24 protein-coding genes and 1 pseudogene are annotated in these 26,714 nt (G+C 74.2%); 16 read left to right on the forward strand and 9 right to left on the reverse strand.

What is annotated here, in order from left to right:
• Positions 1-11 precede the first annotated feature (11 nt).
• Positions 12-503, forward strand: a pseudogene (locus ACFYZ3_RS10650) (flavin reductase family protein).
• Between the two features lie 22 nt (positions 504-525).
• On the opposite strand, the gene ACFYZ3_RS10655 reads toward ACFYZ3_RS10650, so the two are convergent.
• Complete coding sequence (locus ACFYZ3_RS10655; protein ID WP_388515279.1) at positions 526-906, reverse strand: hypothetical protein; 381 nt, start codon at positions 904-906, stop codon at positions 526-528.
• Positions 907-1,220: 314 nt separating this feature from the next.
• Positions 1,221-2,138, reverse strand: a complete 918-nt coding sequence (locus ACFYZ3_RS10660) for a MurR/RpiR family transcriptional regulator (protein ID WP_388515281.1) — start codon at positions 2,136-2,138, stop codon at positions 1,221-1,223.
• A 206-nt stretch (positions 2,139-2,344) separates the two neighbouring features.
• Between ACFYZ3_RS10660 and ACFYZ3_RS10665 the strand changes: the two genes are divergently transcribed.
• A complete protein-coding gene (locus ACFYZ3_RS10665) occupies positions 2,345-2,518 on the forward strand; it encodes a hypothetical protein (protein WP_166680897.1) in 174 nt (57 codons plus the stop codon).
• Positions 2,519-2,523: 5 nt separating this feature from the next.
• Here the strand turns inward: ACFYZ3_RS10665 and ACFYZ3_RS10670 are convergent, their stop codons facing one another.
• Positions 2,524-3,213: a nucleoside/nucleotide kinase family protein gene (locus ACFYZ3_RS10670; RefSeq protein ID WP_388515283.1), complete on the reverse strand. Its 690-nt coding sequence runs from the start codon at positions 3,211-3,213 to the stop codon at positions 2,524-2,526.
• A gap of 53 nt (positions 3,214-3,266) precedes the next feature.
• On the opposite strand from ACFYZ3_RS10670, the gene ACFYZ3_RS10675 reads away from it, so the two are divergent.
• The 4 genes from ACFYZ3_RS10675 to ACFYZ3_RS10690 all read left to right on the forward strand — a co-directional run bounded on the left by ACFYZ3_RS10675 (position 3,267) and on the right by ACFYZ3_RS10690 (position 8,592).
• Positions 3,267-4,007 (forward strand): beta-phosphoglucomutase family hydrolase, encoded by a 741-nt coding sequence (locus ACFYZ3_RS10675; protein WP_388515285.1) that lies wholly within the window; start codon positions 3,267-3,269, stop codon positions 4,005-4,007.
• Positions 4,004-6,382 (forward strand): glycoside hydrolase family 65 protein, encoded by a 2,379-nt coding sequence (locus tag ACFYZ3_RS10680; protein WP_388515286.1) that lies wholly within the window; start codon positions 4,004-4,006, stop codon positions 6,380-6,382. Before ACFYZ3_RS10675 ends, ACFYZ3_RS10680 begins: the two co-directional genes overlap by 4 nt.
• 167 nt (positions 6,383-6,549) lie before the next feature.
• On the forward strand, positions 6,550-8,043 hold the full coding sequence (locus ACFYZ3_RS10685; RefSeq protein ID WP_388515288.1) for a hypothetical protein: 1,494 nt from the start codon (positions 6,550-6,552) through the stop codon (positions 8,041-8,043).
• A 72-nt stretch (positions 8,044-8,115) separates the two neighbouring features.
• Complete coding sequence (locus tag ACFYZ3_RS10690) at positions 8,116-8,592, forward strand: DUF5709 domain-containing protein (protein ID WP_388515290.1); 477 nt, start codon at positions 8,116-8,118, stop codon at positions 8,590-8,592.
• 59 nt (positions 8,593-8,651) lie between these two features.
• On the opposite strand, the gene ACFYZ3_RS10695 is transcribed toward ACFYZ3_RS10690, so the two are convergent.
• From ACFYZ3_RS10695 to ACFYZ3_RS10705, 3 genes are all read right to left on the reverse strand, one after another.
• Entirely contained in the window at positions 8,652-8,873 is a 222-nt protein-coding gene (locus ACFYZ3_RS10695) for a hypothetical protein (RefSeq protein ID WP_356856043.1), read from the reverse strand.
• Between the two features lie 76 nt (positions 8,874-8,949).
• Complete coding sequence (locus ACFYZ3_RS10700) at positions 8,950-10,077, reverse strand: PP2C family protein-serine/threonine phosphatase (protein WP_388515292.1); 1,128 nt, start codon at positions 10,075-10,077, stop codon at positions 8,950-8,952.
• 71 nt (positions 10,078-10,148) lie between these two features.
• Positions 10,149-11,351 carry a glycoside hydrolase family 64 protein gene (locus ACFYZ3_RS10705; protein WP_388515294.1) on the reverse strand — a complete coding sequence of 401 codons (1,203 nt, stop codon included), beginning with the start codon at positions 11,349-11,351 and terminating at the stop codon, positions 10,149-10,151.
• 288 nt (positions 11,352-11,639) lie between these two features.
• Here ACFYZ3_RS10705 and ACFYZ3_RS10710 point away from each other — a divergent pair, with 288 nt between their 5' ends.
• A complete protein-coding gene (locus ACFYZ3_RS10710; RefSeq protein ID WP_388515296.1) occupies positions 11,640-12,011 on the forward strand; it encodes a hypothetical protein in 372 nt (123 codons plus the stop codon).
• Between the two features lie 6 nt (positions 12,012-12,017).
• Here ACFYZ3_RS10710 and ACFYZ3_RS10715 read toward each other — a convergent pair whose 3' ends face one another.
• The gene (locus ACFYZ3_RS10715) at positions 12,018-12,905 is read right to left on the reverse strand and encodes a Gfo/Idh/MocA family protein (RefSeq protein ID WP_388515298.1); all 888 of its coding nucleotides are present in this window, start codon (positions 12,903-12,905) and stop codon (positions 12,018-12,020) included.
• 558 nt (positions 12,906-13,463) lie between these two features.
• Between ACFYZ3_RS10715 and ACFYZ3_RS10720 the strand changes: the two genes are divergently transcribed.
• The 9 genes from ACFYZ3_RS10720 to ACFYZ3_RS10760 all read left to right on the forward strand — a co-directional run bounded on the left by ACFYZ3_RS10720 (position 13,464) and on the right by ACFYZ3_RS10760 (position 25,163).
• A complete protein-coding gene (locus ACFYZ3_RS10720; RefSeq protein WP_388515300.1) occupies positions 13,464-14,396 on the forward strand; it encodes an alpha/beta hydrolase family protein in 933 nt (310 codons plus the stop codon).
• Between the two features lie 171 nt (positions 14,397-14,567).
• Positions 14,568-17,402 (forward strand): LuxR C-terminal-related transcriptional regulator, encoded by a 2,835-nt coding sequence (locus tag ACFYZ3_RS10725; protein WP_388515302.1) that lies wholly within the window; start codon positions 14,568-14,570, stop codon positions 17,400-17,402.
• 120 nt (positions 17,403-17,522) lie between these two features.
• Positions 17,523-18,803 (forward strand): PucR family transcriptional regulator, encoded by a 1,281-nt coding sequence (locus ACFYZ3_RS10730; protein ID WP_388515304.1) that lies wholly within the window; start codon positions 17,523-17,525, stop codon positions 18,801-18,803.
• A gap of 476 nt (positions 18,804-19,279) precedes the next feature.
• Positions 19,280-20,071 carry an ABC transporter ATP-binding protein gene (locus tag ACFYZ3_RS10735; RefSeq protein WP_388515306.1) on the forward strand — a complete coding sequence of 264 codons (792 nt, stop codon included), beginning with the start codon at positions 19,280-19,282 and terminating at the stop codon, positions 20,069-20,071.
• Positions 20,068-20,868 carry an ABC transporter ATP-binding protein gene (locus tag ACFYZ3_RS10740; RefSeq protein WP_388515308.1) on the forward strand — a complete coding sequence of 267 codons (801 nt, stop codon included), beginning with the start codon at positions 20,068-20,070 and terminating at the stop codon, positions 20,866-20,868. The genes ACFYZ3_RS10735 and ACFYZ3_RS10740 overlap by 4 nt, the downstream gene beginning before the upstream one ends.
• On the forward strand, positions 20,865-21,764 hold the full coding sequence (locus tag ACFYZ3_RS10745; RefSeq protein ID WP_388515309.1) for a branched-chain amino acid ABC transporter permease: 900 nt from the start codon (positions 20,865-20,867) through the stop codon (positions 21,762-21,764). The genes ACFYZ3_RS10740 and ACFYZ3_RS10745 overlap by 4 nt, the downstream gene beginning before the upstream one ends.
• Positions 21,757-22,920, forward strand: a complete 1,164-nt coding sequence (locus tag ACFYZ3_RS10750) for a branched-chain amino acid ABC transporter permease (RefSeq protein ID WP_388515311.1) — start codon at positions 21,757-21,759, stop codon at positions 22,918-22,920. The genes ACFYZ3_RS10745 and ACFYZ3_RS10750 overlap by 8 nt, the downstream gene beginning before the upstream one ends.
• Positions 22,917-24,197, forward strand: a complete 1,281-nt coding sequence (locus ACFYZ3_RS10755; RefSeq protein WP_388515313.1) for an ABC transporter substrate-binding protein — start codon at positions 22,917-22,919, stop codon at positions 24,195-24,197. Before ACFYZ3_RS10750 ends, ACFYZ3_RS10755 begins: the two co-directional genes overlap by 4 nt.
• Before the next feature lie 147 nt (positions 24,198-24,344).
• Positions 24,345-25,163 carry an SAM-dependent methyltransferase gene (locus tag ACFYZ3_RS10760; protein ID WP_388515314.1) on the forward strand — a complete coding sequence of 273 codons (819 nt, stop codon included), beginning with the start codon at positions 24,345-24,347 and terminating at the stop codon, positions 25,161-25,163.
• 104 nt (positions 25,164-25,267) lie between these two features.
• Here the strand turns inward: ACFYZ3_RS10760 and ACFYZ3_RS10765 are convergent, their stop codons facing one another.
• Together ACFYZ3_RS10765 and ACFYZ3_RS10770 are read right to left on the reverse strand one after the other, a co-directional pair.
• Positions 25,268-26,188: a helix-turn-helix domain-containing protein gene (locus tag ACFYZ3_RS10765; RefSeq protein WP_388515316.1), complete on the reverse strand. Its 921-nt coding sequence runs from the start codon at positions 26,186-26,188 to the stop codon at positions 25,268-25,270.
• A gap of 124 nt (positions 26,189-26,312) precedes the next feature.
• A complete protein-coding gene (locus tag ACFYZ3_RS10770) occupies positions 26,313-26,540 on the reverse strand; it encodes a DUF397 domain-containing protein (protein WP_356856013.1) in 228 nt (75 codons plus the stop codon).
• Positions 26,541-26,714: the final 174 nt, after the last annotated feature.

Here is a 26,714-nt window from a genome sequence, read left to right on the forward strand (position 1 = left end):
CACCCCCTAGCATGGCGGCCATGGACGTGTTCCTGGACCGGCTCGACCCGGACATGTGCGTCGTCACGGCCGCCGCGGACGGCGAACGGGCCGGCTGCCTGGTCGCCTTCTCCTCGCAGTGCTCGCTGAAGCCCGTGCGGTACGTCGTGTAGATCTCCGACGTCAACCGGACCTTCCGCGTCGCACGGTCCGCCGACGTCCTGGCGGTCCACCTGCTGGCCCGCGACCAACGCGAGACCGCCGAGCTCTTCGGCGGGCTGACCGGCGACGACGTCGACAAGTTCGGCAGGGTCCGCTGGCGGGAGGCGTACGGAGGGGCCGCCGTGCTGGAGGACGCCGAGGCGTGGTTCGTCGGGCGGGTCGTGGAGCGGACGTCGGGGGGCGACCACGTCGGATTCGTCCTCGAGCCGGTCGAGTGGGGCGGGCGTGGGAAGACCTCCGCCGGACCGCTGCTGCGGCTCGCCGACGCCCGCACCGTCCGGCCCGGGCACCCCGTGGACTGACGCGCCACGCTGCCGGCGCGGGTCAGCGGGTGGTGGCCCGCTCGGCCAGCGCCTCGGTGACGGCCCGCACGCTGCGCGCGATGTGCTGCAACTGGAGGACCTCCGCCGCGTACAGCTTGATGGTGTGCTCGATGGCCGCCTCGTGCAGGCCGAGCCGCGGCAGGTCCGCCCGGGCGGTCTGCAGCGCGGTGCGAGCCACTCGGATCTCGTGCTGGACCTGGATCTGCGCATGGCGGGCGAGCAGCACCGGGTGCCGCATCAGGGCCGGATAGCCGGCGTAGCGCGCCGGGACCAGCTCGCGCAGCCACCTGGTGGCCGAGCGTTCCCAGTCGTAGCTGCCGGGGGTCTTGACCTGGCAGGGCCAGTCCGGGCTGATGCGCGTGGTCGTCAGGGGCATGATCATCGCTTCCGGGTGTGCGGCGTCGACGGGGTGGGCGACGGATGGGGGCGGTCCCGGTCCAGGGGACGACCGGGACCGCCGCGGGCGCTCGCGCAGGCGATGCCCGACCGGAACACCCGGTGCGCCGGAGCGGGTAGGAGTCGGCGGCCGAGGTGTTCGCGGCAGGTGCGGACGCGCTCCGGGGCGGCCGGGTCGCGATCCGTGAGCAGTATTTATATATGCCAACCGCTTTGCAAGACGTATGAAAACATTCATGCCTGCTTTGACGGGGATGGCCCCGTCTGCGCCGACCAGTCGCCGGGCGAGACCGTCCCGGCTCAGTCCCGCAGGAAGAACTGGTGCTGGTCCGCGACCTGCTCGTACTCCTCCAGCCGCGCCTGCGTCCGCTCCGGATCGGCGTCGGTCATGGCCTGGAGCAGCGCCGCGCACATCACGCCCGGCGCGGCGTAGGAGTCGAAGACCAGGCGGGACCCCGTGCCGGTGGCGAAGGTGACGTCGGCCTCGTCCACGACGGGGCCGAGCGCCAGGTCGGTGATGAGCGCCACCTTCAGCCCGGCACCGCGTGCCACGCGCACGGCGCCCAGGGTCTCGTGGGCGTGCCGGGGCATGGAGAAGGCCAGCACCCAGGTGCCGCCCGCCTCCCGGGACTGGAGCAGGGCGTCGTAGGCGACGGTGCCGCCCCGGGTGACCAGGCGCACGTCGGGATGGACCCGGCGGGCCGCGTAGGCGAAGTACTCGGCGAGCGAGACGGAGATGCGCAGCCCGAGGACGGTCAGCGGCGCCGAGGCGGCCAGCTTGCGGCCGACCTCGATCACCCGGTCCGCGTCGGCGAAGTCCCGCCGCAGGTTCTCCAGGTTCTCGATCTCGGCGTCCACGGCCGCCTGCAGTTCGTTGCCCCGGTACTCCTCGGCCGCGGACCCGCCCCGGCCGCCCAGCGCGATCGCCTGGAGTTGCTCCCGCAACGCCGGGTAACCGCTGAAACCGACCGCCGAGGCGAACCGCGTCACGGACGGCTGGCTCACGCCCACCCGGTCGGCCAGGTCGGTGATCGACAGGAACGCCGCCTCGGTGAGGTGCTCGATGAGGTACTGCGCGATGCGGCGCTGTCCCGGGGAGAGGCGGGGCCGGTCGAAGAGCGTCCTGAGCCGGGAGGTGGGGGAGATCTCCGAGTCGGGGGCCGCACGTCCCGAGGTGATCGCCGACGCCTGGGCACGTGCCTGCTGCGGCGATGGCACGGGTGCGCCTCCTTCGTCTCCCATGTCTCCCACGGAGGTCAACATAGCCCACCCCCGCCGCCCCACGACCGGGCCACCACACGACGACGGCACGACTCCGCCCCGGCCGGGGACGGCACCGCGGCCCCCGGACGGGGATAGCACCGCGTCGCCCGGGAACCCGCCGTCACGGAAGGACCCGCAGACACGTACGAGGAGCCGACGTCATGACCGTCCCGGAAGAGAACCGGCCGAAGACCGACACCACCGACGACGTTCTCGGTCGGCGCCGGCGCGAGCGCGAGGAGGACGGACCCCGCCCGCCGGGCGGTACCGGCCGTACCCTGCGCGAGGCCCTCGAGGAGGCGCACGTCCGCCCCGACGACTTCGACGAGGAGTAACCGGGTCACGCAGGCGTTGAGGGCGCGGGTCCCCGAGCGCCCGGCGGCGGGCCCGTGACCACGCCTTCCGGTACCACCAGGTCGGCCCGGTGCCGGGTGGCGGCGACCAGGTCGGCGTTGCGCTGATCGGGGCCGAGTGCCCACGCGGCCGCCTCCGCGGGGGACTTGCCGAAGCGCTCGTGCCGCGCCACGAGCCGCCGCACGCGCTCGCTCTCCTCCAGCGCGCAGAACCACACCTCGTCGAGCCCGGCCCGCACCCGCGACCAGGCCCCGGTCTCCAGCAGCAGGTAGTTGCCCTCCGTTACGACCAGCCGGGCGGAAGGCGGCACCGGTACGGCCCCGGCGACGGGCTGCTCCAGCACCCGCTCGAAGCCCGGCGCGTACACGGTCTCGCCGTCCGGCTCCGCGCGCAGCCGGTCCAGCAGCGCCGCGTACCCGGCCGCGTCGAAGGTGTCCGGTGCCCCCTTGCGGTCCCGGCGGCCCAGCCGGTCCAGTTCGGCGTCGGCGAGGTGGAAGCCGTCCATCGGCACGTGCGCCACCCACGGCTCGCCGTCGCCGTTCAGCGCCCGCACCAGACGCGCGGCGAGCGTCGACTTCCCGGCGCCGGGGCTGCCCGCGACACCCAGGATCGCCCGCCGCCCGTCCCGGGGCAGCCGGCGGGCACGGGCGAGCAGATCGTCGAACGTCAGCGGCACACCCCACAGTGTGTCACCTGATCGGACCCGTCCCGACGGGGAACTGTGGGGGTATGACGACGCAGCTCGGACTTCCCGACGACATCCAGGCCTGTCTCTTCGACCTCGACGGGGTCGTCACCCGGACGGCGGTGGTGCACGCCGCCGCCTGGAAGGCGACCTTCGACGCCTTCCTGCGCGAGCGGGACGGCGCGGGCTTCCGGCCGTTCACCGACTCCGACTACGACCAGTACGTCGACGGCCGCCCACGCGCCGACGGCGTCCGCTCCTTCCTCGCCTCCCGCGGCATCGAACTGCCCGAGGGCGCCCCGGACGACCCTCCGGACGCGCGGACCGTGAACGGCGTCGGCAACCGCAAGAACGAACTCCTCCTGGAGAAGATCCGCACCGACGGCGTGCAGCCCTACGAGGGCACGCTGCGCTACATCGACGCGGTCCGCGCCGCGGGCCTCGCCACCGCGATCGTCTCCTCCAGCGCCAACACCCGGGACGTACTGCACTCCATCGACGCCGAGCGGCTGTTCGACGTACGGATCGACGGCGTGGTGGCCAGGGAACGGAAACTGCCCGGCAAACCACACCCCGACACCTTCCTCGCCGCCGCCCGCGACCTCGGCGTCGAGGCCTCCCGCGCCGCCGTCTTCGAGGACGCGCTGGCCGGCATGGACGCGGGACGCTCCGGACACTTCGGCTACGTCGTCGGCGTCGACCGCGTCGGCCAGACCGACGCCCTGTACGCCCACGGCGCCGACCGCGTCGTCAAGGACCTCGCCGAGCTCGGAGGCCACGCGTGATCACCAACCGGACGTACACCGTGGAGCCCTGGAGGGTGCGCGAGACCGCCCTCAACCTCGACCTCCTCGCGCAGAGCGAGTCCGTCTTCGCCCTGTCCAACGGCCACGTCGGCTGGCGCGGCAACCTCGACGAGGGCGAACCGCACGGCCTGCCCGGCAGCTACCTCAACGGCGTCTACGAACTCCACCCGCTGCCTTACGCCGAGGCGGGCTACGGCTACCCGGAGTCCGGCCAGACCGTCATCAACGTCACCAACGGCAAGCTGCTGCGGCTGCTGGTCGACGACGAGCCCTTCGACCTGCGCTACGGACGGCTCGGCAAGCACGAACGCACCCTGGACCTCAGGCGCGGCGTGCTGGAGCGCAGCTGCGAATGGACCTCCCCGGCCGGTACGACCGTCCGGGTGCGCTCCACGCGCCTGGTCTCCCTCACCCAGCGCGCCATCGCCGCGGTGGAGTACGAGGTCGAGCCCGTCGACAGCCGCACCCGGATCGTCATCCAGTCCGAACTGGTCGCCAACGAGAGCCTGCCCTCCTCCGACGGCGACCCGAGGGCGGCCCAGGCGCTGCAGTCCCCGCTGGAACCGGAGGAGGACCTCGCCATCGGCTCCCGGCTGCGGCTGGTCCACCGCACCCGGCGCAGCGGGCTCAGGGTCGCCGTGGCCGCCGACCACGTCGTCGACGCCCCCGGGGAGATCACCACCACCAGCGAGAGCAACACGGACGTGTCCCGCCTGACCATCACCTCCGTCCTGGACCCGGGACAGCGGCTGCGGGTGCAGAAGACCGTCGCCCACGGCTGGTCGGGCGCCCGCTCCCGGCCCGCGATGAGCGACCAGGTCGAGGCAGCGCTGGCCGCCGCCGCGCACGGCGGCTGGGACGGCCTGGTGGCCGAACAGCGGGACTACCTCGACGACTTCTGGGCCCGCGCGGACGTCGAGGTGCACGGCGACGAGGAGATCCAGCAGGCCGTCCGCTTCGCCCTGTTCCACGTGCTTCAGGCCGGCGCCCGCGCCGAGCAGCGAGCGATTCCGGCCAAGGGACTGACCGGTTCCGGATACGACGGCCACGCCTTCTGGGACACCGAGATGTTCGTGCTGCCCCTCCTCACCTACACCGCGCCCAAGGCGGTCGCCGAGGCGCTGCGCTGGCGGCAGGCCACCCTGCCCGCCGCCCGCGACCGCGCCACCCAGCTCGGGCTGCGCGGCGCCGCCTTCCCGTGGCGGACCATCGACGGCTCGGAGGGCTCCGCGTACTGGCCGGCCGGCACGGCCGCCTTCCACGTGGCCGCCGACATCGCGCACGCCGCGGTGCGCTACACGGCGGCGACCGGCGACACCGACTTCGAACGCGAGACCGCCCTGGAACTCCTGGTGGAGACGGCCCGGCTGTGGCGCTCGCTGGGTCACCACGACCCCCACGGCGTCTTCCACATCGACGGCGTCACCGGCCCGGACGAGTACAGCGCCGTCGTCGACGACAACACGTACACCAACCTCATGGCGCGCTCCAACCTGCTCGCCGCGGCCGACGCGGCCGAACGCCACCCGGAGGAGGCGACCCGGCTCGGCGTCGACGAGGAGGAGAGCGCCGCCTGGCGGGACGCCGCCGAGGCCGTGCACATCCCGTACAACGAGGAGATCGGCGTGCACGAGCAGCACGCCGGCTTCACCCGCCACCAGCGTTGGGACTTCGCGAACACCGGCGCCGACCAGTACCCGCTGATGCTGCACTTCCCGTACTTCGACGTCTACCGCAAACAGGTCGTCAAGCAGTCCGACCTGGTGCTGGCCATGTACACCTGCGGCAGCTGGTTCGACGCCCACTGCGACGAGGACCAGATGGCCGCGAACTTCGCCTACTACGAGCCGCTGACCGTGCGGGACTCCTCCCTGTCCGCCTGCTGCCAGGCCGTCGTCGCCGCGCAGACCGGCCACCTGCGCCTGGCCTACGACTACGCCACCGAGGCCGCCCTGATGGACCTCGCGGACCTGGAGCACAACACCCGCGACGGCCTGCACATCGCCTCCCTGGCCGGTACGTGGATGGCGCTGGTCGCCGGATTCGGCGGCACCCGCCGGGAGGGCGACAGCCTGCGCTTCACACCCCGGCTGCCCGAGAAGTTCAGCCGCCTCGCCTTCCGGCTCCAGTTCCGCGGCCGGTGCCTGCAGGTGGAGATCGGGCCCGACCGGGCGTCGTACTCGCTGCTGGGCGGACCGCCCCTGACGATCCATCACCACGGGAGTGAGGTCCACGTGGACGGGGCCGAGCCCGTCACTCTCGGCATCTCCGCGCCCAAGTGGCGGCCCACGCCCGAACAGCCCCCGCACCGCCGCCCGGGCGTCACCGAGCGGCCGGTCCCGAGCGACGGATGAGTCCGCGCGACTGGCCGAGTTCCGTCCTGCGTATCGGTGGCCCGCGGGTTAGTTTGACCATGTTTTCCGGGACTGCGCGCTCCCGCGGGTTCCGGGCTCCAGCCACTGACGGCAGGAGGTGAGCGACGAGCGACCCCGCGACGAGCGGGGGTGACGAGGGGTGCACCATGGCCGACGGCGCGAACGCAACCCTCGTCGGCAGACGCGCACGCGGGGGCGAGGACGCGGGGGCTTCTGGTGCCCCCCGACGGCTGCGCGGCGCCGCCCCGGTCGCGGCGGTGGCCGCCGTCTTCACCCTGGCCCAACTGCTCTTCGTCCACCCGACGATGGGCCTCGGCTGGGACGAGATCGTGTACGTCAGCCAGGTCACCACCCACCACCCCGCCGCCTTCTTCAGCGCCCCCCGCTCCCGCGGCGTCTCCCTGCTGGCGGCACCCGTCGCCTCCTGGTCGGCGTCCACCGAACTCCTGCGCGTCTACCTCGCCCTCCTGTCGGGACTGGGCCTGTACCTCGCCCTGCGCGCCTGGAAGGGCCTCTTTCCGGCCCGGGTCCTCGCCACGGCCGGCGCGTTCTTCGCCACCCTGTGGGTGACCCTCTTCTACGGTCCGCAGGCCATGCCCAACTACTGGGTCGCGATCGGCGCCCTGATCACCGTGGGCTGCTCCCTGCGCGCCCTGGGAGCCGGGCGGGGACGCCCCGGCCGAGGTGCGCTGTGGGGGGTGGCGGCCGGGGCCGTGCTGATGGCGCTGATGCGGCCCACCGACGCCGTCTGGGTGACCCTGCCCCTGCTCGCCCTCGTCCTCGTGCGCCGCCACTGGCCGCTGCTGCTCGCCCTGGCGGGCGGCCTGGCGGCCGGGGGAGTGGAGTGGGTGATCGAGGCGTACGCCTGGTACGGCGGCCTCGGGGAGCGACTGTCCCGGGCCTCCGAGATCCAGGGCGGGCTCGGCTGGAACATCGCCGTCGACGACCAGATGCGCAGCCTGGGCGGCCGGGGACTGTGCCGGCCGTGCACCGGAGCGATGCCGCACCCGGTCGTCACCCTGTGGTGGCTGCTGCTCCCGCTCGTCGCCGTCCTCGGTGTGGCCGTCGCGGTCCGGGCCCGCCGCGCCACCGCGACCCTGGTCCCCTTCGCCTGCGCCGTGACGGCCGCGGTGCCGTACCTGTTCATGATCGGTTACGCGGCGCCCCGCTTCCTCCAGCCCGCCTACGCCCTGCTCGCCGTGCCGGTTGCCGACGCGCTGTGGCACCTGGTCAAGGCCGGGCGGGACCGGTGGCGGCCGGTGGCCGCGACGCTGGTCGCGCTCGCGGTCGCCGGTCACCTGGCGGTCCAGTTCTCGGTGCTCGCGGGCACCGTGGACCGCAACGTCGAGAGCCGCGAGGACTGGGCCCGCGTGGCCGGCGAACTGCACCGGCTCGGGGTCCGGCCGCCCTGCCTGCTCACCGGGCACGAGTCCATCCCGGTCGGCTACTACACGGGCTGCTCCTCCGGCTCCACCAGCGGCAACAACGAGAACACCACCGCCGCCGAGATCGTGGACGCCGCCCGGCGGATCCCGGTCGCCGCGATCACCGGACCCGGCGGCACCCCGCCCGGCTACGCCCGCGACTGGACCCCGCACCGCATCACCGACCTGGAGATCCGCGTCGCACCCCCGGGTTAAAGATCGCGTATCGGGAAACGCGAACCGGACAGCGAGAGCACCAGCCGACGCGAGCGCGAGAGGGAGGCAGCGATGGGCACGGACCCCATGGCCGACGACGCCTACCAGCCCACCGGCGGCAACGAGGAGCAGGAGGACGCCGCGCCCCTCGACCCCCAGGACGCCCTCGACGAGCGGACCTACGACGACACGCTCGACGAGGGCTACTCCCCGCCGGAGAAGCCCCTGGGCGTGACCAAGCACGGCACCACGGCCGCCGAGCAGCACGACGGCGAGACCCTCGACGAACGGCTGGCCGAAGAGGTCCCCGACGTGACCGCGCCCGACGGCGACGGCGTGGGCGACGAGCCCGGCGGGGAGGGCGAACCGGTCGACCCGGAGGCGGGTACCGACCGCGCGGGCCGTCTGGTCGCCCCCGACGAGGGCGTACGTACCGACACCACCAAGGAGACCGTCGCCGAGGACGTCGGCATCGACGGCGGAGCCGCGGGTGCCGAGGAGGCCGCCGTGCACGTGGTGGAGGACGAGACGGAGCTGCCGGAGTCCTGAGACCGCGAAACGCCGGGAGCCCCGGACGGACGAGGCCGTCCGTCCGGGGCTCCCGGCGGTCAGGGCAGCAGCTTGTCGAGGGCAGAGGGGCCCTCGTCGGCCAGCTTGCGCCTGGCCCACTCCAGGTTCTGCGGGGTGACGTCCCGGCCGGCCGCCAGGACCAGGTCCTCCGGGGACACGTCCGTGCCGGTGCGGGCGTGGAGCAGGTCGTCCGGAGTGGCGCGGTCGTCGCCCGCGCGGGCTTCGGAGGGCCGGGAGGCGTCGGGCTGTGACGTCGACATGATCAGTGCTCCTCGAGTCCGGATCGCTGCTTCGGTGCCGTGCTGTTGTCGGTCCCGAATATCCCGATATCACCATTCAATGCGGAACCGGCCCGCGCATCCGCAGTGGCGGCGGCGAAGGAGTGAGCACCAGCATCGTCACGTCGTCCTGCACGTCCGGGCTGAAGCGTGCGAGGTCCGCCCAGACCAGGTCGGGGAGGGCGGCGGAATCCTCCCCCGCGAGGCCGCTCAACCGCTGCGCCAGCGGGTAGAAGGCACCGCTGCCGTCCCTCGCCTCGACCACCCCGTCCGAGGCGAGGAAGAGCCGGTCGCCGGGGCGCAGCGACACCGTGCACGCCTCGATCGCCCCGGCGTCCGCGAGCCCCAGCCCGAGCGGTGTCCACGGCGAGACCTCCAGTTCCGCGGCGTCCGCACCGCGCAGCAGCAGGGGCGGCGGGTTGCCGCACACGACGACCCGCACCTCGAGCGCGTCGGCGGAGAACTCCAGCAGCGCGGCCGTCGCGAACAGCTCGGCGTGCCGTGCGTCCGCCGAGTCCACCAGCAGCCTGCGGTCCAGCCGTCCGGCCACCGACGCCAGGTCCGGCTGGTCGAGCACCGCCTCCCGGAACGCACCCAGCAGCGAGGCGACGGTGGACACCGCCGACAGGCCGTGCCCCTGCACGTCACCCATCACCGCCCGTACGCCGAAGGGGCCGTCCCGCACGTCGAAGAAGTCGCCACCGACCAGAGTCCCGCGCTGCGCCGCCCGGTACAGCCCCGTGCAGCGCACCGCCCCCACCCGCTCGGGCAGCGGCGGCGCGACGGCGTGCTGAGCGGCCTCGGCGACCGTGCGCTCCAGGCCCAGCTGGGCGTCGCGGCGACTGCGCACGAAGGACACGAAGACGCTGAGCACGGCGACGAAGACGATGGTCAGCAGGTCCGCGTCGCCCGGCCGGTCGAGCTGGAGGGCCGGGATGTGCAGCAGTGCGATCACCACACCGCCCAGCACGGCGGTCGCCAGCGGGCCGTAGGACAGCACGGCCAGCGGCGGGATGGCGCCCAGCAGGAACCCGATCTCCAGCGGCTCGTCGCTGAGCAGCGTCGCCGCGCAGATCGCCGCGACGAGGGCCGGCGGCAGCAACCGCACCCAGCGGGGCGGCGGCGCCCCGCTCAGCCAGCTCCGCCGGTCCTCGCCCCCGCGCGGCGGGGCGGACACCTTTCGCACACCCCCACGCTCCTACGCCGCCGCGCCGCCCGCACGTGGAGAGACGTCGGGCGGACGTGGTCGCACGGCTCCTAGAAGGCGCCGAGCGTCAGCCGGAGGCCGGTGGGCGCCGTGTCCTGGATGTAGGAGGCGAAGTCGGCCACGTCGTCGAAGGCGAAGCCGTACGCCCGGCCGTCCTCGGTGGCCGCGTGCACCGCCTTCGCGTAGTGGTTGGTCAGCGCGGTTCCGTAGAACGTCGCCGGGTCGGTCGTGGGCTGGTCGGCCGAGGAGACCAGCGTGGAGCGGTTGAAGCCGGCACCGAGGACCGCGGCGACGGGACCGGTGGTGCCGTCGTTGGGGGCGGCGAGGTTGCCGTCGCAGAAGAGCACGTCCCGGGTGGACGGCTTGGCGAAGGACACCTGGGCGGGCCCGTCGAAGGTCAGCCGGTCCCCGCGCACGCGGCCGGTGAAGGTCCCGGCGTTGGTGGTGATCCTGAGGTCCTTGCCGGTGTAGGTGCTCCACACCTCGTCGATGTACGGGGCGAGGTAGTCCTTGGGGAACAGACCGGCGTCAAGACCGTGGCCGGGAGCGATCACCCGGGTGTCGTCCACGACCAGCGGCGCGAACTCCGCCACCTTCCGCACCGCCTCGAACACGGCCGCCCGGCCACCCGGACGTACGGTGCCGGTGGTCTGGTCGCCGGCGCCGGTCAGCCGGATGGCGAGCGGCACGCTGAACATGTCGACCATGGTGGTGTTGCAGAACATCCCGGCGGCGTTGTACGTGAACTCCGCGCAGTCGTGCAGCACCCCGTAGTTGGGGTCGGACTCGACCCAGCCCGCCGGGTACTGGAGCGCGGCGTTCCCCGCGCCGTCCGCGACGACCTTGAACTTCAGCTTCTCGCCGAGGGACACGTAGATCCGGCCGGAGAGGTGGGGCAGGTTCAGCTCGGTCTCGCCGCTGCCGGCGAGGCCGATCGCGTAGTCGGTGTAGCCGTCGGCGCCGTTGTCGGAGAGGGCCACGGGGGCGACGGTGCCGTCGGGGGTGACCCGCACCTGGCGGCCGTCCACGTTGCCGACGATGTAGACGTGCACGTCGGCGTTGCCGAAGGAGCCGGTGTCGTTGGCGATCGTCAGCGGCAGGGCGCCGGAGGCCTCGGGGGCCGAGTCGTCCGAGCCGACGCCCGCGAGGGCGTGCGGGGCGACGGCGGCGGCGACCGGTGCGGCCACGACCGCCCCGCCGAGGGCGACGAGCAGCTTGCGGCGGGCGAGCGGACGCTGGTGACGAGGAGTCATGTGGGGGGTCTCCAGTGATCGGGGCCTGACAGAGCCTGAGAGCGCTCTCACGCGGTGCGGCGATGGTACGCAGCACGGCAGGCCCGGCCAACCGTCCGTCTCCCGCTCCAAACCCGTTGGCCCAGCTGGGACTTGGGGTGTGTGGCGTGGAGCGGGGAACGCTTAACCGGCGTTTAAGGCGCGCTTAATCAGCCAACCGGCGGCGCGAGGCGGTGACGGCCGGTCGCCGGTGCCGGATGACATGCTGGCCCCCACGGCTACGGGCGACGCGGGTGCGGCGGAGGCGGCATGGGATTCGAGGGCGAGGTCTGGAACGTGCGCCGGGCTCCGGACGCGGGCCGGGCGGCCGACGCGGAGTCCGGCGACATCGGGGAGATCCGGATCGACGAGGCCGACTTTCCCTGGCTGTCGGGCCGGTTCCGCGCCGGTCCGGCCTACGGTGCCGTCCGCGATCTGTTCGTCCGCGAACTCGCCCTCGCGGAAGCGGACGACGCGGAGCACTGGACGCGCTGGGAGGCGCTCTACGACGAGATCGAACGGCGGGTGCGGCTGGTGTCGCCCGACGGGCCGGTCGCCGGGTTCCTGCTGCACATCAAGGGTGACCGGGCCTGGTTCCGGTGGAGCGACGAACCCCTCGGGCCGGATGGGACCGAGGGCTGACGGCGCTCATTCCCGGCCGGTCAGCAGGCCCTCGGCCTCGGCGAGGATCTCGGTCACCCGCAGTCCGAACGCGGCGTCGCACGGATGCGGGCGCCCGCCACCGGCGGCTGCCAGCAGCGCGTCCGCGGCCCGCCGCAGAGCAGGCACCGGACCCTCCGTGGTCTCCGGGAGCAGCGTCACCCCGGCCCGGCCGCGCAGCTCCACCGTGGCGCCCGCCGCGGCGGGCGGCGCCGTGAGGCTGAGCGTGAGCGTGCTGGACGCCCCGCCCGTGTGGTCGAGGACCAGCTGGACGGTGTCGCCGGGACCCGGTGCGGCCGCCGCCACGCGCCGTGCGTCACCGAGCACCGGCAGCAGCACGGACAGGGCGTGCGGGCCCACGTCCCACAGGGCGCCCTTCTCCCGCCGCCACGGCGAGTCGGCGAACGGACTGTCCCCGCCGCTGAACACGGCGCCCAGCCACTGAGCCCGTGCCGTGAACCAGCCGTCCCCGGCCGCCTGTTCGGTGATCCACACCTCGGTCTCGGGCTGGAACCGGGTGGTGAAGAAGACCACCGAGGCGACGTCCGCAGTCCGTACCGCCTCCACCACCGCCCGCCCCTGCTCCACCGTCGCCGCGAGCGGCTTGTCGAGCAGCAGATGGCACCCGGCCCGCGCCGCCCGCACCGCCAGTCCGGCCTGTACGGCCGGGGGCAGCGCGACGGCCACGGCCTCCACGTCGGCCAGCAGGGCGTCGACGTCGGTGTAGGCCCGTGTGCCGTGCCGATCCGCCAGCTCCTCGGCGGCGTCCGGGCGGCGGCCCCACACCCCCACGAAGTCCAGGTCGTCGTGCCCGGCCAGAGCGGGGGCGTGCGCCATGTCCGCCCAGGGGCCGGTGCCGAGCAGTCCGATGCGCATCCCGTCGCCTCTCCACGGTGCCGACCCGATGACGGGGCGGCCGACGATCCTTCCATGACGACCGGCGTGCGGCAGCCCGGCCGACGCCGAGCGTGTCACATCGACGGGGCGTGCGGACAGTGCGGAGGGCGCCGAGGGAACGGCGGAGCCGTGCCGCGCAGAGCAGCGTCCGAGCCGGAGCCGAGCCTGTCCGGCGGACCGTCGACGGCGGAACGCCGCACCTCACGGGTGCCGGCCCGCGTCGGCGGCATGATCCGACGGGCTGTCGCCGTCCGCCGAGTCCCGCGGCCCCCGCGCCCGCGCACCCCCACGGTCCCGGTCCCGGCGTCCGCGCACCCCCACGGTCCCGGTCCCGGCGTCCGCGCCCGGGCCGTACCGCCCGCGTCGAACGAGACCGGTGAAATTGCCGATCCCGCGGCCCGTTCCGCCCCTCGACAGTGGCAACGCCAACCCATCGGCGAGGCCCGCCCGGCGGACGGCACGGACGCGACCCCACGCGTTCCGGGCCGTGTGCGTCGCCGGACGGGCCGCTCGCCACGACCGAGAGGACACCCCCTCGTGCAGCAGAACCCCCACACCCACGCGGCCCCCGGGGCCGCGCGCCCCGTCTTCCGGGGCGTCCGGCGGCGGCTGGCCGGCGTGACGGCGGCCGTGGCCGCGGTCCTCGTGCTCGGCACCCTCACCGGCCCGGGCGCCCAGGCCGCGGACAACCCGTACGAGCGCGGCCCGGCGCCCACCGAGTCCAGCATCGAGGCGCTGCGCGGCCCCTACTCCGTGGCCGACACCAGGGTCTCCTCGCTCGCGGTCACCGGATTCGGCGGCGGCACCATCTACTACCCGACCAGCACCAGCGACGGCACGTTCGGCGCCGTGGCGGTCGCGCCCGGCTTCACCGCGTACCAGTCCTCCATGGCCTGGCTCGGTCCGCGGCTGGCCTCCCAGGGCTTCGTGGTCTTCACCATCGACACCAACACCACGCTGGACCAGCCCGACTCCCGCGGCCGCCAACTGCTGGCCGCCCTGGACTACCTCACCGAGCGCAGCTCCGTCCGCGGCCGCATCGACAGCGGCCGACTCGGCGTCATGGGCCACTCCATGGGCGGCGGCGGCACCCTGGAGGCCGCCAAGTCCCGGCCGTCGCTCCAGGCGGCGATCCCCCTCACCCCCTGGAACCTGGACAAGAGCTGGCCCGAGGTCAGCACTCCGACGCTGGTCGTCGGGGCCGACGGCGACACGATCGCCCCCGTGGCCTCGCACGCCGAGCCGTTCTACTCCGGCCTGCCCTCCGCGACCGACCGGGCCTATCTGGAGCTGAACAACGCGACCCACTTCTCGCCCAACTCGTCCAACACGACGATCGCGAAGTACAGCGTCTCCTGGCTCAAGCGGTTCATCGACAACGACACCCGCTACGAGCAGTTCCTGTGCCCGCTGCCGCGGCCGAGTCTGACGATCGAGGAGTACCGGGGCAACTGCCCGCACGGTTCCTGACCCCGGACCGCTGTGCCGGCGCACGACCGGGCTCGGAGCCGGTTGGGCGTCGGCACAGTGCGCGTGCCGCCCGCCCGGGTGCGCAACCGCAGGTGACAGTGTCGATGGCCGGGCGGGTGGGGGTGGATCGACGCCTTCCGCGCCGGGTTACGCGCGCGTAACCTCCCGGGAATGACCGGACAGACGACCGTACGTACGGCTGTGCGGGTCCACGGCCGGAGCGCGCAACGCGGGGCGCTGCGCGCGATGCTGGACGCGCTGCCCACCCACGGCGGCCGGCTCCTCCTGGCCGGCGAGCCGGGACTCGGGCGGACCACTCTGCTCCAATGGGCCGCCGGCTCCTTCCGGGCCGGTCCCGTACTCCACCTCCGTCCCGGCCCCGAAGCGAACCCGCACAGCACCGCCGGACAACTGCTCGACACCCTGCGGGCGGCGGCCGTCGCGGCACCCGTACTCGTGTGTGTCGACGACGTCCACCGGTGGGACGCGCCGGCCCGGACCGCGCTGGGCCGTGCGGCGCGGCGCCTGTCCACCGCCGACCGGGTCGGCCTGCTGCTCTCCGTCGCCTCGGACCGCGCCCTCGACCCGGAGTTCGCCCGGCTGCCCGTCGTGCACCTGGACCCGCTGGCACCGGCGAGGGCCGCCGCCCTGCTCGACGACGTGACCGACGGCGTCGCCGCACCGGCGGTCCGCGAGCAGCTCCTGGCCGAGGCGGAGGGAAACCCGGCCCTGCTCGTCGCCCTCGTGCGCCGCCTGTCACCCGCCGAGCTGCGCGGACACCGGCCGCTGCCCCGCCCGCTGGCCGACGCGGCGGCCCTCGCCGAGACCGCGGGCGGTGCGCCGACCGGACCGTCCGCCCATGCGCGGGACCTGCTGCTGACGGTGGCGGCGGCCGGAGAGGCCTCGGACGGGGCGGACGCCGACGCCGGTCTGGTCCGCGACGCGCTGCGGCGCCTGCGGCCGGCGCCGGAGCCCGGCCCCGGTCCCGATACCGATGCGGAACCGCTGCCCGAGCAGCTCGTCCTGGCCGGTGAAGGGCTCCGCTTCCGCAGCCCGCTGGTCCGCCGAACGGTGCACGCCACCGCTGACGCGGACCGGCGTCGCGCCGTGCACCGCGCGCTGGCCGACGCGCTGGACGGCGGCGGCCACCGGCTCACGGCGCTGTTGCACCGCTCCTGGTCCCTGGGCGGGCCCGCGCCCGCACCCGCGTCGGCGGACCTGCTGGCGGCGACGGCGGCCGACGGCGCGGTCCCCGCCTCGCACCGGCTGCGCGCGACCGCGTACGCCCGTGCCGCCGAGCTGACGGCCGACGGGGCGCGGCGGGCGGAACGCTACACCGCCGCGGCCGAGCAGGCCCTGCTCGCCGGGCGACCCGAACGGGCGCGCCCCCTGCTCGCCGCGGCCCTGGACCGCGCCGCCCCCGCCGCCGTACGGGGGCGGGCCGAGCTGTTGCGCGGTATGACGGAACTGCGGGACGGTCCGGTCGGTGACGCCCACCAGTCCCTGCTGCTGGCCGCGTCCCTGCTCGCCGCGGACGATCCGGCCGAGGCCGCGACGGCCGCACTGGCCGCCGCCGACGCGGCCTGGGCGGCGGGCGACCTGCCGGCGTGCCTGGCCACGCTCGCCCCCCAGCCCCAGCCCCAGCCTCCTCCCCGCGCCGGGCACCCGTCCCACGGGTCCGACGGGCCCGCCGCGGCCCGTGACCCCGTGGCCCGCACGGCCGTCGTCGTGCGCGACCACCGCGTCGGGATGCGGGCGCTGCTCGAGGGACGCCTCGACCGGGCCGGGGCGCCGCTCGGGCAGGTGGTCCGGCGGGGCAGGACCGAGGACCGGCCGGAGACGCTGCTGCGGTCGGCGGCGGCAGCGCTGCTGCTCGGGGACGTGGACGCCGCCCGCAGCGGCGGGGCCCGGGCCCTGGCCGCTGCCCGCCATCTCGGATCGGACGCTCTGGTCCCGAAGGCACTGGAGTACCTCGCCTACGCCGAACTGCGCGCCGGCCGGCACCCGCAGGCCCGTACCCACGCGGAGGAGGGGCTGCGCACCGCGCTGCGGGCCGGGCAGCGCAACACGGCGGCCCACCACCGGGCGGTGCTGGCGCTCGCCGCGTCGATCGAGGAGGAGCCGGACGTCGTCACCCGGCACGTCACGGCCGCGCTGGACACGGCCCGGCGGCACGGGCTCGCCCAGGCTGTCACCCTCTGCCAGTGGGCGGCGGCCCGCGCCGACCTCGGCCGGGGGCGCCCCTTCGACGCGGCCGACCGGCTCGGACTCCTGGTCCTGCCCGGACCGGGGCGGGGGCACTTCGCGGTGTGGCGGCTGGCCGTGCCCTGCTTCGTGGAGGCCGCCGTGCTCGCCGGACGCCACGAGGACGCCCGCGAGGTGCTCACGGACTTCGCCGACTGGGCGGCGTTCGGCGCCGACCCGCAGGCAGCTGCCCAACTCGCCCGCTGCCAGGCCCTCCTCGCCCCCGGGGAGCACGCCGACGCCCTCTACCGCCGTGCCCTGGACCGGCACGACGAGTCGGGCGGCGACTTCGAGCGGGCCCGCACCGCGCTGCTGTACGGCAAATGGCTGCGCCGGCGCCGCAGACCCCGTGAGGCCCGGGGCCGTCTCGGCGCCGCGCTGGCCGGCTTCGAGCGCTGCGGCGCCGGCGTCTGGGCCGCGCAGGCACGCGACGAACTCCGGGCCCTAGGAGCGGCCCCGCGGGGCCCCGGCACCGGCACCGGAGCCGGAACACCGGCCCGCCTCGGCCGCCTGACCCCGCAGCAACTGCGCATCGCGCGGCAGGTCGCCGAGGGCGCCACCAACCGCGAGGTCGCGCTGGCCCTCGGGGTGAGCACCCGCACCGTCGACTACCACCTCCGCAAGGTCTTCGCCGCCCTCGCCGTACGGTCCCGCCTGGAGCTGGCCCGCATGGTCGGGCAGGCCGAACGGGCCCAGGAGGCTCAGGCGGCCCAGGACGCGCGTCGAGCCGGACACCAGGAAAAGACCGGTGCACAACCCTAGGGACCGACCGGACGGTATGCCATCCTTCGGGGCAGGACGAGTCAGGGGGCAGGCCCGGCGCGGCGGGACGGCCCGTCGCGGGAAGGCGCCTCCGCAAGCCCTGCCCCGGGGAGGACCGCGATGCAGCACGCCGTACGGTCACGAGCAGCGATCCGCACCGGGCTGACGCCCGTTCCACGCCCGCGGACACCCGGCGTCACGTCGTTGATCGACGCCGACGCCCTGCGTGTCCTGCACCGGGCCGCCCGCGCCCTGCTCGACGACCTGCCCGACCTGACCGACCGGCTGATGGTGCTGCTGCGCGAGCAGGAGCCCGCCTACCGGGCCGCCCTCGCCAAGGACCCCACCGCCACCTGGCAGGAGGCCCACCGCTCGCTGCGGCACAGCGTGGCCTCGCTGCTCGACCCGCGCGGCGCCCGGGACGCGGCCCGCCGCTGCTCCTGGCGGATCGGCGCCGCCCGCGCCGAGCAGGGACTCCCGCTGGACGCCCTGCTGCACGCCTTCCGTCTGGGCGGCTCGCTGGTGTGGCAGCGGCTGATCGAGGAGACCTCCAGGGCCGCCCCGGAGGACGTGCGGCTCCTGGTGCACGTGGCCGCGGACGTGTGGAACTTCGTCGACGAGCACTGCACCCTCGTCGCAGACGCCTACCGGCAGACCGAGTGGCAGATCGGCCGGCGCCGCGAGAACCGGGTCCGGCAGCTGGCCGCCGGTCTGCTCGACGGCACCGGTCGCATCGCCGACCTGCCCGAGGCCGCCCGGGCCCTCGGCCTCCCGGAGCACGGCCGGTACGTAGTCGTCGCCGTCACCGGCGGGCCACCGGCCCGGCCCGACGCCGCCCGCGCCGCCGTACCGCCCGGCAGCCGGGTCCACTGGCACGCCGGAGCGGACGCCGACTACGGCATCGTCCTGGCCGACGACCACGACGAACTCCCGGACCCGCACCAGCCGGAGGCCGTGCCCCGCGTCCCCGTCCCCGGCCTCCGGGTCGGAGTCGGCAGCCCGGTCGACGGACTCGCCGCCGTCGGGGACGCCCGCCGACTCGCGGACACCGCCCTGGCCATCTGCCCCCCGGCCGGGGGCACCGTACGACTGGCCGACCAGCTCCCCGCCGCCCTGGTCGTCTCCAGCCCCGAGCTGGGCCGGGCCCTCGCCGAGAAGGTGCTCGGTCCCCTGCTCCGCCTGGAGTCCGCCGACCGCGAGGTGCTCCTCGACACCCTCACCACCTGGCTCGACTGCGACGGTTCGGCCCAGCGCGCCGGCGAACGCCTCTACTGCCACCGCAACACGGTCCTCAACCGCCTCCGCCGCTGCGAACAGCTCACCGGCCGCTCCCTGGCCCGCCCGGCCGACCTCGTCGAGTTCACCCTGGCCCTGACCGCGCGGCGCGTCCTGCACGACTGAGACGCCCAACGCCCGACGCCCGACGCCCGACGCCTGACGCCCGACGCCCGACGCCCGAACCGACCGTAGCCACCGCCCGACTCGGGTACCGCCCCGGGGAAGCCGAGCACCGCGCACAGGACGGGGAGCCGTTGCCGCGGCAGACGGTCTCCCGGCGTTCCCGCACCGCCCCGGGCTCCAGTGCCGCAGCCGGGTGGCGCTGTCCCCGGCCGTTCGGGGCCGCCCCGACCGTCGGCCGTCTCGGCCGGTGCGCCGCACGGGGGCGACGACCGAGGTGTCCCGTCCCGCCCCGTCGGTGGGGCGCCGGGGGCCCGCGAGGCCTGCTGCTGGGCATCCGCACAGACTCACCGCCCGCGGACTGGGACCCCGCAGCGACCCTGCCGGACCACCCTGTACGGCCCCCGGGGCCCGTGCTGTCGTGAGTTCCCCCCTTCACCCGTCACCGTGCCGTTCCGGCCCGGTCCCAAGGAGCCGCGATGCCCGCAGCACCACCGGACGGCGCGCCCGCGCTGCACGTCGAGAGCCTCGACGTGACGTACGGGCGCGCACTGTCCGCCCTCCGCTCCGTGTCCCTGACCGTCCCGCACGGCGCCGTCGTCGCGCTGCTCGGAGCCAACGGCGCCGGCAAGACGACGCTGCTGCGGGCCGTCTCGGGCACCCTGCGCCTGCACCGCGGCGCGATCACGGCCGGCCGGGTCCGCTACGGCGACACGGTCCTGGACGGCCGGGACCCGGTCGCCGCCGTGCGCGCCGGAGTCGTCCAGGTGCCCGAGGGCAGGCGGGTCTTCGCCGGACTCACCGTCGACGAGAACCTGCGGGCCGGCGGCCTCGGCCTCAACCGTCGCGCCCCCGCCCAGGTCCGCGAGGCCAGGGAGCGCGTCTTCACCCTGTTTCCCAGGCTCGCCGAGCGCACCCGCCAGGCCGCGGGTCTGCTGTCCGGCGGGGAACAGCAGATGCTGGCCATCGGCCGCGCCCTGATGGCCGCGCCCCGCCTGCTCCTGCTCGACGAGCCCTCGCTCGGACTCGCCCCGATGATGGTCGACCGCATCGCCGAGGTCGTCCGCGACATCAACGCCCAGGGCACCGCCGTCCTCCTCGTCGAACAGAACGCCGGCATGGCCCTGTCGCTCGCCGAGCACGCCCACGTCCTGGAGGTCGGCGAGATCCGGCTGTCCGGCGCCGCCGCCGACCTCGCGCGGACGGACGCCGTACGCCGCCTCTACCTGGGCGAGAGCACCGACGACGCCGACGGGAAGGGGGCCGCGTGACCGCCCCCGCCGCCGCACCGCCCGCACTCGACGTGCGGGGCGTGACCGTGCGCTTCGCCGGTCTCCTCGCCCTGGACGACGTCTCCTTCACCGTCGCCCCCGGCACCGTGCACGCCGTCATCGGCCCCAACGGCGCCGGCAAGTCCACCTGCTTCAACGTCCTGTCCGGCCTGTACCGCCCCACCGCCGGCACCGTACGGCTCGGCGCCGCCGAACTGACCCGGCTCGCCCCGCACCGGATCGCCGCCCTCGGCGTCGCCCGCACCTTCCAGAACATCGTCACCACCCAGGGCACCGTCGCCGACAACCTGATGCTCGGCCGGCACGCCCTGTCCCGCGCCGGTTTCACCGCCAGCGCCCTGCGCCTGCCGCGCGCCCGGCGCGAACAGCGCGCCCACCTCGCCAAGGCCCGCGAGATCGCCGAACTCACCGGCCTCGGCGCCCACTTCGACTCACCCGTCGCGCTGCTGTCGTACGGCGACCGCAAACGCGTAGAACTCGCCCGCGCCCTCTGTCTGGAGCCCCGTGTCCTGCTGCTCGACGAACCCGTGGCCGGCATGAACGCCGCCGAACGCACCCGCATGGCCGAGGTCGTCCGGGAGATCCGCGCTGAACTCGGCCTGTCCGTCGTGCTGGTCGAGCACGACATGGGCCTGGTCATGCGGCTCGCCGACGAGGTGACCGTCCTCGACTTCGGCCGGGCCGTCGCCCACGGCACCCCCGACGAGGTCCGCCGCGACCCCGAGGTGCTCCGCGCCTACCTCGGCACCGCGGGCACGGGGGAGGCCGCGGCATGACCGGCTTCCTGGACAGTCTGCTGGGCGGCCTCGCCCTGGGCTCCGTGTACGCCCTGATCGCCCTCGGCTTCGTCACCATCTTCAAGGCCTCCGGCGTCCTGAGCTTCGCCCATGGCTCACTGCTGCTGCTCGGCGGCTACCTCGTCGCCGTCCTCAACGACGACATCGGCTTCGCCGGGGCACTCGCCGTCGCGGTCCTCGTGACGGCGGCCGTGGCCGGGGCGCTGGACCGGCTGGTACTGCAACGCGTCGGCGGCACCGACCCGCACGCCGCCCACGTCCAGACCATCGTCACCATCGGCATCGACATCGTCCTGGTCACCGACCTCGCCCGGCGCATCGGCGGCGACCTGCTGCCGCTCGGCGACCCCTGGGGCTCCGCCGTGACCGACCTCGGTCCGGTGACCGTGGCCGACAGCCGCATCGCCGCGATCCTGGTGTCCGCCGTCGCCATCGGCGGCGCCTTCGCACTCTTCCGGTACACCCCCTGGGGCCTGTCGCTGCGCGCGGCGGCCGAGGACCGGGAGGCCGCCGCCCTCATGGGCGTACGGCTCACCCGGGTCCGCACCGCCGCCTGGTGCCTGGCCGGCGCCCTCGCCGCCCTCGCCGCCGTCTTCCTGGTCGCCTTCCCGGCGCCCGGCCTCGAGCGCACCACGGGCCAGATCGCGCTGAAGGCCTTCCCCGCCGCCATCCTCGGCGGCATGACCTCCCCGGTCGGTGCCCTGGTCGGCAGCATGCTGATCGGCCTCACCGAGGCGTTCGTCGCCGGCTACCAGTCCGATCTGCACGTCCTCGGCGAGGGCTTCGGCGACGTCGCCCCGTACGCCGTGATGGTGCTCGTCCTGCTGGTGCGCCCCGCCGGGCTCTTCGCGGCGAAGGGAGCGGCCCGTGTCTGACCCGCGAGCCCTCCTCCTCAAGCGCGGCCCGCTGCTGCTGACCGCCCTTCTCCTGTGCGCCCTGCCCTTCTACCTGGACGCCTTCTGGCTGCGCATCGGCCTGTTCTCCATGGCCGCGGCCATCGGCGCCGTCGGCCTCGGCCTGCTCAGCGGCACCGCCGGGCAGCTCTCCCTCGGACACGCCTTCTTCCTGGCCGTCGGCGCCTACGGCTACGTCTGGCTGGCGGGCGAGCCGGGGCCCGGGCTGCCGCCCGCCGTCGCCGCCGTCCTCGCCGTCCTGCTCGCCGGGGCGGCGGGCGGGCTGTTCAGCCCCGTCGCCGGACGCGTGAAGGGCATCTACCTCGGCGTCGCCACCCTCGCCCTGGTCTTCCTCGGCCACCACGTCCTGCTCACCGCGGACTCCGTCACCGGCGGCTTCAACGGCCGCTCGGTGCCGCCGCTGGAACTGGGCGGCTTCGCCTTCGCCGAGTCCGGTCCCGAACTCACCGTCCTGGGCGTGCCGTTCGGCGCCGAGGAACGGCTCTGGTACCTGGGCCTGGCCCTGTTCGCGGTCACCTGGTTCACCGCGCGCGGACTGCTGCGCGGCCGGCCCGGACGCGCTCTGGCGGCGGTGCGCGACAGCGAGACCGCGGCGGCCGTGATGGGCGTGCACGTGGCCCGGTACCGCTCGGCCGCGTTCGTCGTCTCGTCGATGTACGCGGGCCTCGCCGGCGTCCTGCTCGCGCTCTCCTTCCGCCGCGTGGTGCCCGACTACTTCTCCCTGGCCCTCTCCGTCGACTACCTCGCCATGATCGTCATAGGCGGCCTCGGCTCGGTGGCCGGAGCCACCGCGGGAGCCGTCTTCGTCACCGCGCTGCCCCTGCTGATGACCCGCTACGCCGACCAGCTGCCCCTGGTCGCGGCACCCGGTTCCGGCGGCGGCTCGATCGGCCCGACCGAGGCGTCCCGCTACCTCTACGGCGCGGCCGTCGTCGTGATCCTCCTCTACGCCCCCGACGGCCTGCACGGACTGGCCCGCCGCATCCGCGCCCGCCTGCGCCGCCGCCCACCGGTCACCGGCCCGCCGGGGGGCGGTCCCTCGCCGGGACCCACCGGGACCGGCCCCGCTGCCACCGCCACCGACACCTCCGCACGAGCCAAGGAGCACACCCCGTGAACGTCAAGCACCCCAGGCCCCGCACCACCCGGACCGCCGCCCTGGCCGCGGCACTGGCCGCCGTGCTGCTCGCGGGCACCGCCTGCAGCTCCAAGGCGGACGGCGGGAGCACCGACGACGCCGCCGACGGCGTCAAGTCCGGCCCCGGAGTCAGCGACAAGACCATCAGACTCGGCGCGCTGACCGACCTCACCGGCCCCTACGCCACCCTCGGCAAGAGCATCGTGCAGGCCCAGCAGATGTGGGCAGACGAGACCAACGCCGCGGGCGGCATCTGCGGGCGCCAGGTGGAGATCGTCGTCAAGGACCACGGCTACGACGTGCAGAAGGCGGTCACCGCCTACGCCGACATCGCACCGGACGTCGTCGCCCTTCCCCAGGTCATCGGCTCCCCGGTGGTCGCCGCCCTGCTCGACGACATCGAGCGCGACCACATGCTGACCTTCCCGCAGGCCTGGGCGGCCAGCCTGCTCGGCCGGGACTCCGTCCAGGTCCTCGGCACCACCTACGACCTCGACATGATCGCCGCCGTCGACTTCCTCACCCGCACCAAGAAGATCGCGAAGGGCGACACGATCGGTCACGTCTACTTCGAGGGCGACTACGGCGCCAACGCGCTGGAGGGCTCCGAGTGGGCCGCCGAGCAGGCGGGCATGAAGGTCGCCGGGCAGAAGATCAAGGCCACGGACACCGACCTGACCGCGCAGGTGTCCGCGCTGAGCAAGGCCGGGGTGAAGGCGATCCTGATCAGCGCGGGCCCCGCCCAGACCGCCTCCCTCGCGGGCGTGGCCGCCGCCCGCGGCCTGAAGGTGCCGATCGTCAGCAGTGCGCCCGGATACGCGCCGCAGCTGCTGAAGACGCCCGCGGCGCCGGCGCTGGAAGCCATGGTCCACGTCGTCAGCGCCGCACCGGCGGTCAGCTCCGACCTGCCGGGCGTCAAGAAGATGGTCGCCTCCTACCAGAAGGCGTACCCGGGCGAGCCGGTCGACTCCGGTGTGCTCTCCGGGTACAACGCCGCCCAACTGACCGGCGCCGACCTGAAGAAGGCCTGTGAGGGCGGCAGCCTCGCCCGGCAGGACGTGGTCAAGGCGCACCGCTCGCAGAAGAACGCCGACACCGGCCTCGGCACCCCGCAGAACTTCACCTACGTCACCGCGCCGGCCAGCCGGTCGACGTACGTGCTGAAGCCCGACGCCAAGGCGCTGGGCGGCCTGGTCGGAGTGGAGGAGGCCCACAAGGCGCCCGGAGTGGACGCGTACCTGGCCGGCCGCGGCTGACCCGATCGAGTGGCCGTCAACTGGATTGGGCGGCAACGGGTTTGACGGCCACTTGATCCCGCCTCTGGTTTGGCTGACCACTAAGTCTTTAGGATGTACTGTCTGTCATGCCAGTCCAGTTGGCGCCGGTACGGAGCTGGGGGAACGATGCAAGCCGACAAGCAGCTGTCCACGGAGATCGACGCCGGCGTGCCGACAGCGGCACGGATGTACGACTTCTACCTGGGCGGCAAGGACAACTACGCGGCCGACCGGGCCGCCGTCGGCGAACTCGACAAGGTCGTCCCCAGCACGCGGCGGCTGGCGCTGAACAACCGGCGCTTCCTCCAGCGGGTCGTCCGCGTCCTCGCCGAGGACTACGGCATCCGCCAGTTCCTCGACCACGGCTCCGGCCTGCCCACGCAGGACAACGTGCACCAGGTCGCCCAGCGCGTCGCCCCCGAGTCCCGTGTCGTCTACGTCGACAACGACCCGATGGTGCTGGTCCACGGCCGGGCGCTGCTCGACCAGAACGACCAGACCGCCGTCATCCACGCCGACATGCGGGCGACGGAGGAGATCTTCTCCCACCCGGACACCCAGCGCCTGATCGACTTCTCGCAGCCGGTCGCCGTGCTGTTCAACTCGGTGTTCCACTGCATCCCGGACAGTGACACCGACGGCCCCCGGGCGGTGGTCCGCCGGGTGACCGAGCGGCTCGCGCCCGGCAGCTTCGCGGTGATGTGCCAGCTGGTCAGCGAGGACGCCGAGGTGCGGAAGTTCGTCACGGAGTTCATGGACCAGGCGACGCAGGGCCACTGGGGCCGGGTGCGTGAGCCCAAGGACGTCGAGGCGCTCTTCGAGGGCATGGACATCCTGGAACCGGGGCTCGTGGAGGTCTCCACCTGGCGCCCGGACACCGAGGTGGCGCCACGTCAGCTCACCGACGAGTGGATCGAGTTCGGCGGACTGGGACGTCTGCGCTGACTGCGGCGGGCGGGCCGGTCGCCCGCACGAGACACGACGGACATGACGGAGGAGGGGGCACGCGCGGTGCGCGTGCCCCCTCCTCCGTCGTCCGTGCCGTGCCGCTACTTGTCGCAGTAGCGCGTCGCCGTCGTCTCGCGCAGCCGCTCCAGCGACTCCCGCGGAGTCAGCGCCTCGTCGGCCAGCCGGTCCAGCGCCACCCGGTACTCCTCGGTCTCGTCCTGGTCCTCGAGGAAGTTGGCGCTTCTGATGTGCTCCAGGTAGACCACGTCCGGCAGGTCGGTGCCGCCGAAACGAAGATAGGTGACGGGGATCGCGGGCGCCGACGCGTTCGTCACGTCCAGCGGCACGATCTGCAGCGTCACATGGGGCAGCTTCGCCATCGCGGCCAGGTGGGCGAGCTGCTCGCGCATGACCTCACGGCTGCCCAGCACACGCAGCAGCACGGACTCGTCGATGATCGCCCACAGCTGCGGCGCGTCGACCCGGTCCAGCAACTGGGCCCGGCGCTTGCGCAGTTCGACCCGGCGTCCGACCTCGCTCGCGGGTGCGTTCGGCAGGCCGCGCCTGACCACGGCCTCGGTGTAGGCCTCGGTCTGCAGCAGGCCGGGGACGTACTGGATCTCGAAGGTACGGATGGTCGCCGCGGCCTCCTGGAGGCCGACCAGGCGGTCGAACCACTCGGGCATCAGACGCTTGTCGTACCGCTGCCACCAGCCCGGTTCGCCCGCCCGTTGCAACAGCTTGAGCAGCACCGAGGCCTCGTACGGATCGGTGCCGTACTGCTCGAGCAGCGCCCGGACGTCGGTCTCCGTGGGAGGCCTGCGGCCCTTGCCCGACTCGATGCGCGAGAGCTTCGCGGCACTGAAGCCGAGCGCGCGTGCGGCCTGGTCCTGGGAGAGGCCGGCATCCTCGCGGAATCCCGCCAGCTGCACGCCGACGAGCATCTTCAGCAGGGTCGGAGCCGGCTCGGCCCGATCCAGATAGGGTTCGAGACGGGAGATGCGATGCGACGCGGCGGACATCCTGACTCCCAGCAGACCGGCAGACTTGAAGGAAAGACTATCTCATCCCCTCGGGGTCCGCCGCATCCACCCGCGGAAATCGGGTAGTTGGGCTCCGCGTCCCGTCCCGCCGCGCCGCCGCGCCCTACACCAGGTGGTCGAACTCGCCCTCCTTCGCCCCCGCCAGGAACGCCGCCACCTCGGCCGGTGTGTAGACGAGCGCGGGGCCGTCGGGATCACGGGAGTTGCGCATCGCGATGCCTCCGTCGACGAGGGCGACCTCGACGCAGTTGCCCTCGGCGTTGCTGTGCCGACTCTTCTTCCAGCAGGCGTCCAACAGGCTGGCCTGCACTCCGTTGCGCACTGGTGGCACCGCGGTCTCCTTGCTGTTCGGGGGAGCGGACCGAGCCGTGCCGGTCCCCGAGCGCCCCCATCCGACTTTTTTCGCGCAATTTCTCGTGCAATTGCACGCGAGCGCTCTAAGCGTGGATAATAGCCGTGGCGTCAACCCCTCGGTCGACGCCCCGTTCTGACGTCGCATCAGGGA

It is taken from the genome of Streptomyces sp. NPDC001599, from assembly GCF_042893535.1.
In the GTDB taxonomy this organism is placed as follows: Bacteria; Actinomycetota; Actinomycetes; order Streptomycetales; family Streptomycetaceae; genus Streptomyces.

Bases quoted from the DNA above. Each gene is read 5' to 3' on its own strand.
- ACFYZ3_RS10655 (WP_388515279.1), bottom strand. From the start codon at position 906: ATGATCATGCCCCTGACGACCACGCGCATCAGCCCGGACTGGCCCTGC.
- ACFYZ3_RS10665 (WP_166680897.1), top strand. From the start codon at position 2,345: ATGACCGTCCCGGAAGAGAACCGGCCGAAGACCGACACCACCGACGAC.
- ACFYZ3_RS10675 (WP_388515285.1), top strand. From the start codon at position 3,267: ATGACGACGCAGCTCGGACTTCCCGACGACATCCAGGCCTGTCTCTTC.
- ACFYZ3_RS10685 (WP_388515288.1), top strand. From the start codon at position 6,550: ATGGCCGACGGCGCGAACGCAACCCTCGTCGGCAGACGCGCACGCGGG.
- ACFYZ3_RS10690 (WP_388515290.1), top strand. From the start codon at position 8,116: ATGGGCACGGACCCCATGGCCGACGACGCCTACCAGCCCACCGGCGGC.
- ACFYZ3_RS10695 (WP_356856043.1), bottom strand. From the start codon at position 8,873: ATGTCGACGTCACAGCCCGACGCCTCCCGGCCCTCCGAAGCCCGCGCG.
- ACFYZ3_RS10705 (WP_388515294.1), bottom strand. From the start codon at position 11,351: ATGACTCCTCGTCACCAGCGTCCGCTCGCCCGCCGCAAGCTGCTCGTC.
- ACFYZ3_RS10710 (WP_388515296.1), top strand. From the start codon at position 11,640: ATGGGATTCGAGGGCGAGGTCTGGAACGTGCGCCGGGCTCCGGACGCG.
- ACFYZ3_RS10715 (WP_388515298.1), bottom strand. From the start codon at position 12,905: ATGCGCATCGGACTGCTCGGCACCGGCCCCTGGGCGGACATGGCGCAC.
- ACFYZ3_RS10725 (WP_388515302.1), top strand. From the start codon at position 14,568: ATGACCGGACAGACGACCGTACGTACGGCTGTGCGGGTCCACGGCCGG.
- ACFYZ3_RS10730 (WP_388515304.1), top strand. From the start codon at position 17,523: ATGCAGCACGCCGTACGGTCACGAGCAGCGATCCGCACCGGGCTGACG.
- ACFYZ3_RS10735 (WP_388515306.1), top strand. From the start codon at position 19,280: ATGCCCGCAGCACCACCGGACGGCGCGCCCGCGCTGCACGTCGAGAGC.
- ACFYZ3_RS10745 (WP_388515309.1), top strand. From the start codon at position 20,865: ATGACCGGCTTCCTGGACAGTCTGCTGGGCGGCCTCGCCCTGGGCTCC.
- ACFYZ3_RS10760 (WP_388515314.1), top strand. From the start codon at position 24,345: ATGCAAGCCGACAAGCAGCTGTCCACGGAGATCGACGCCGGCGTGCCG.
- ACFYZ3_RS10765 (WP_388515316.1), bottom strand. From the start codon at position 26,188: ATGTCCGCCGCGTCGCATCGCATCTCCCGTCTCGAACCCTATCTGGAT.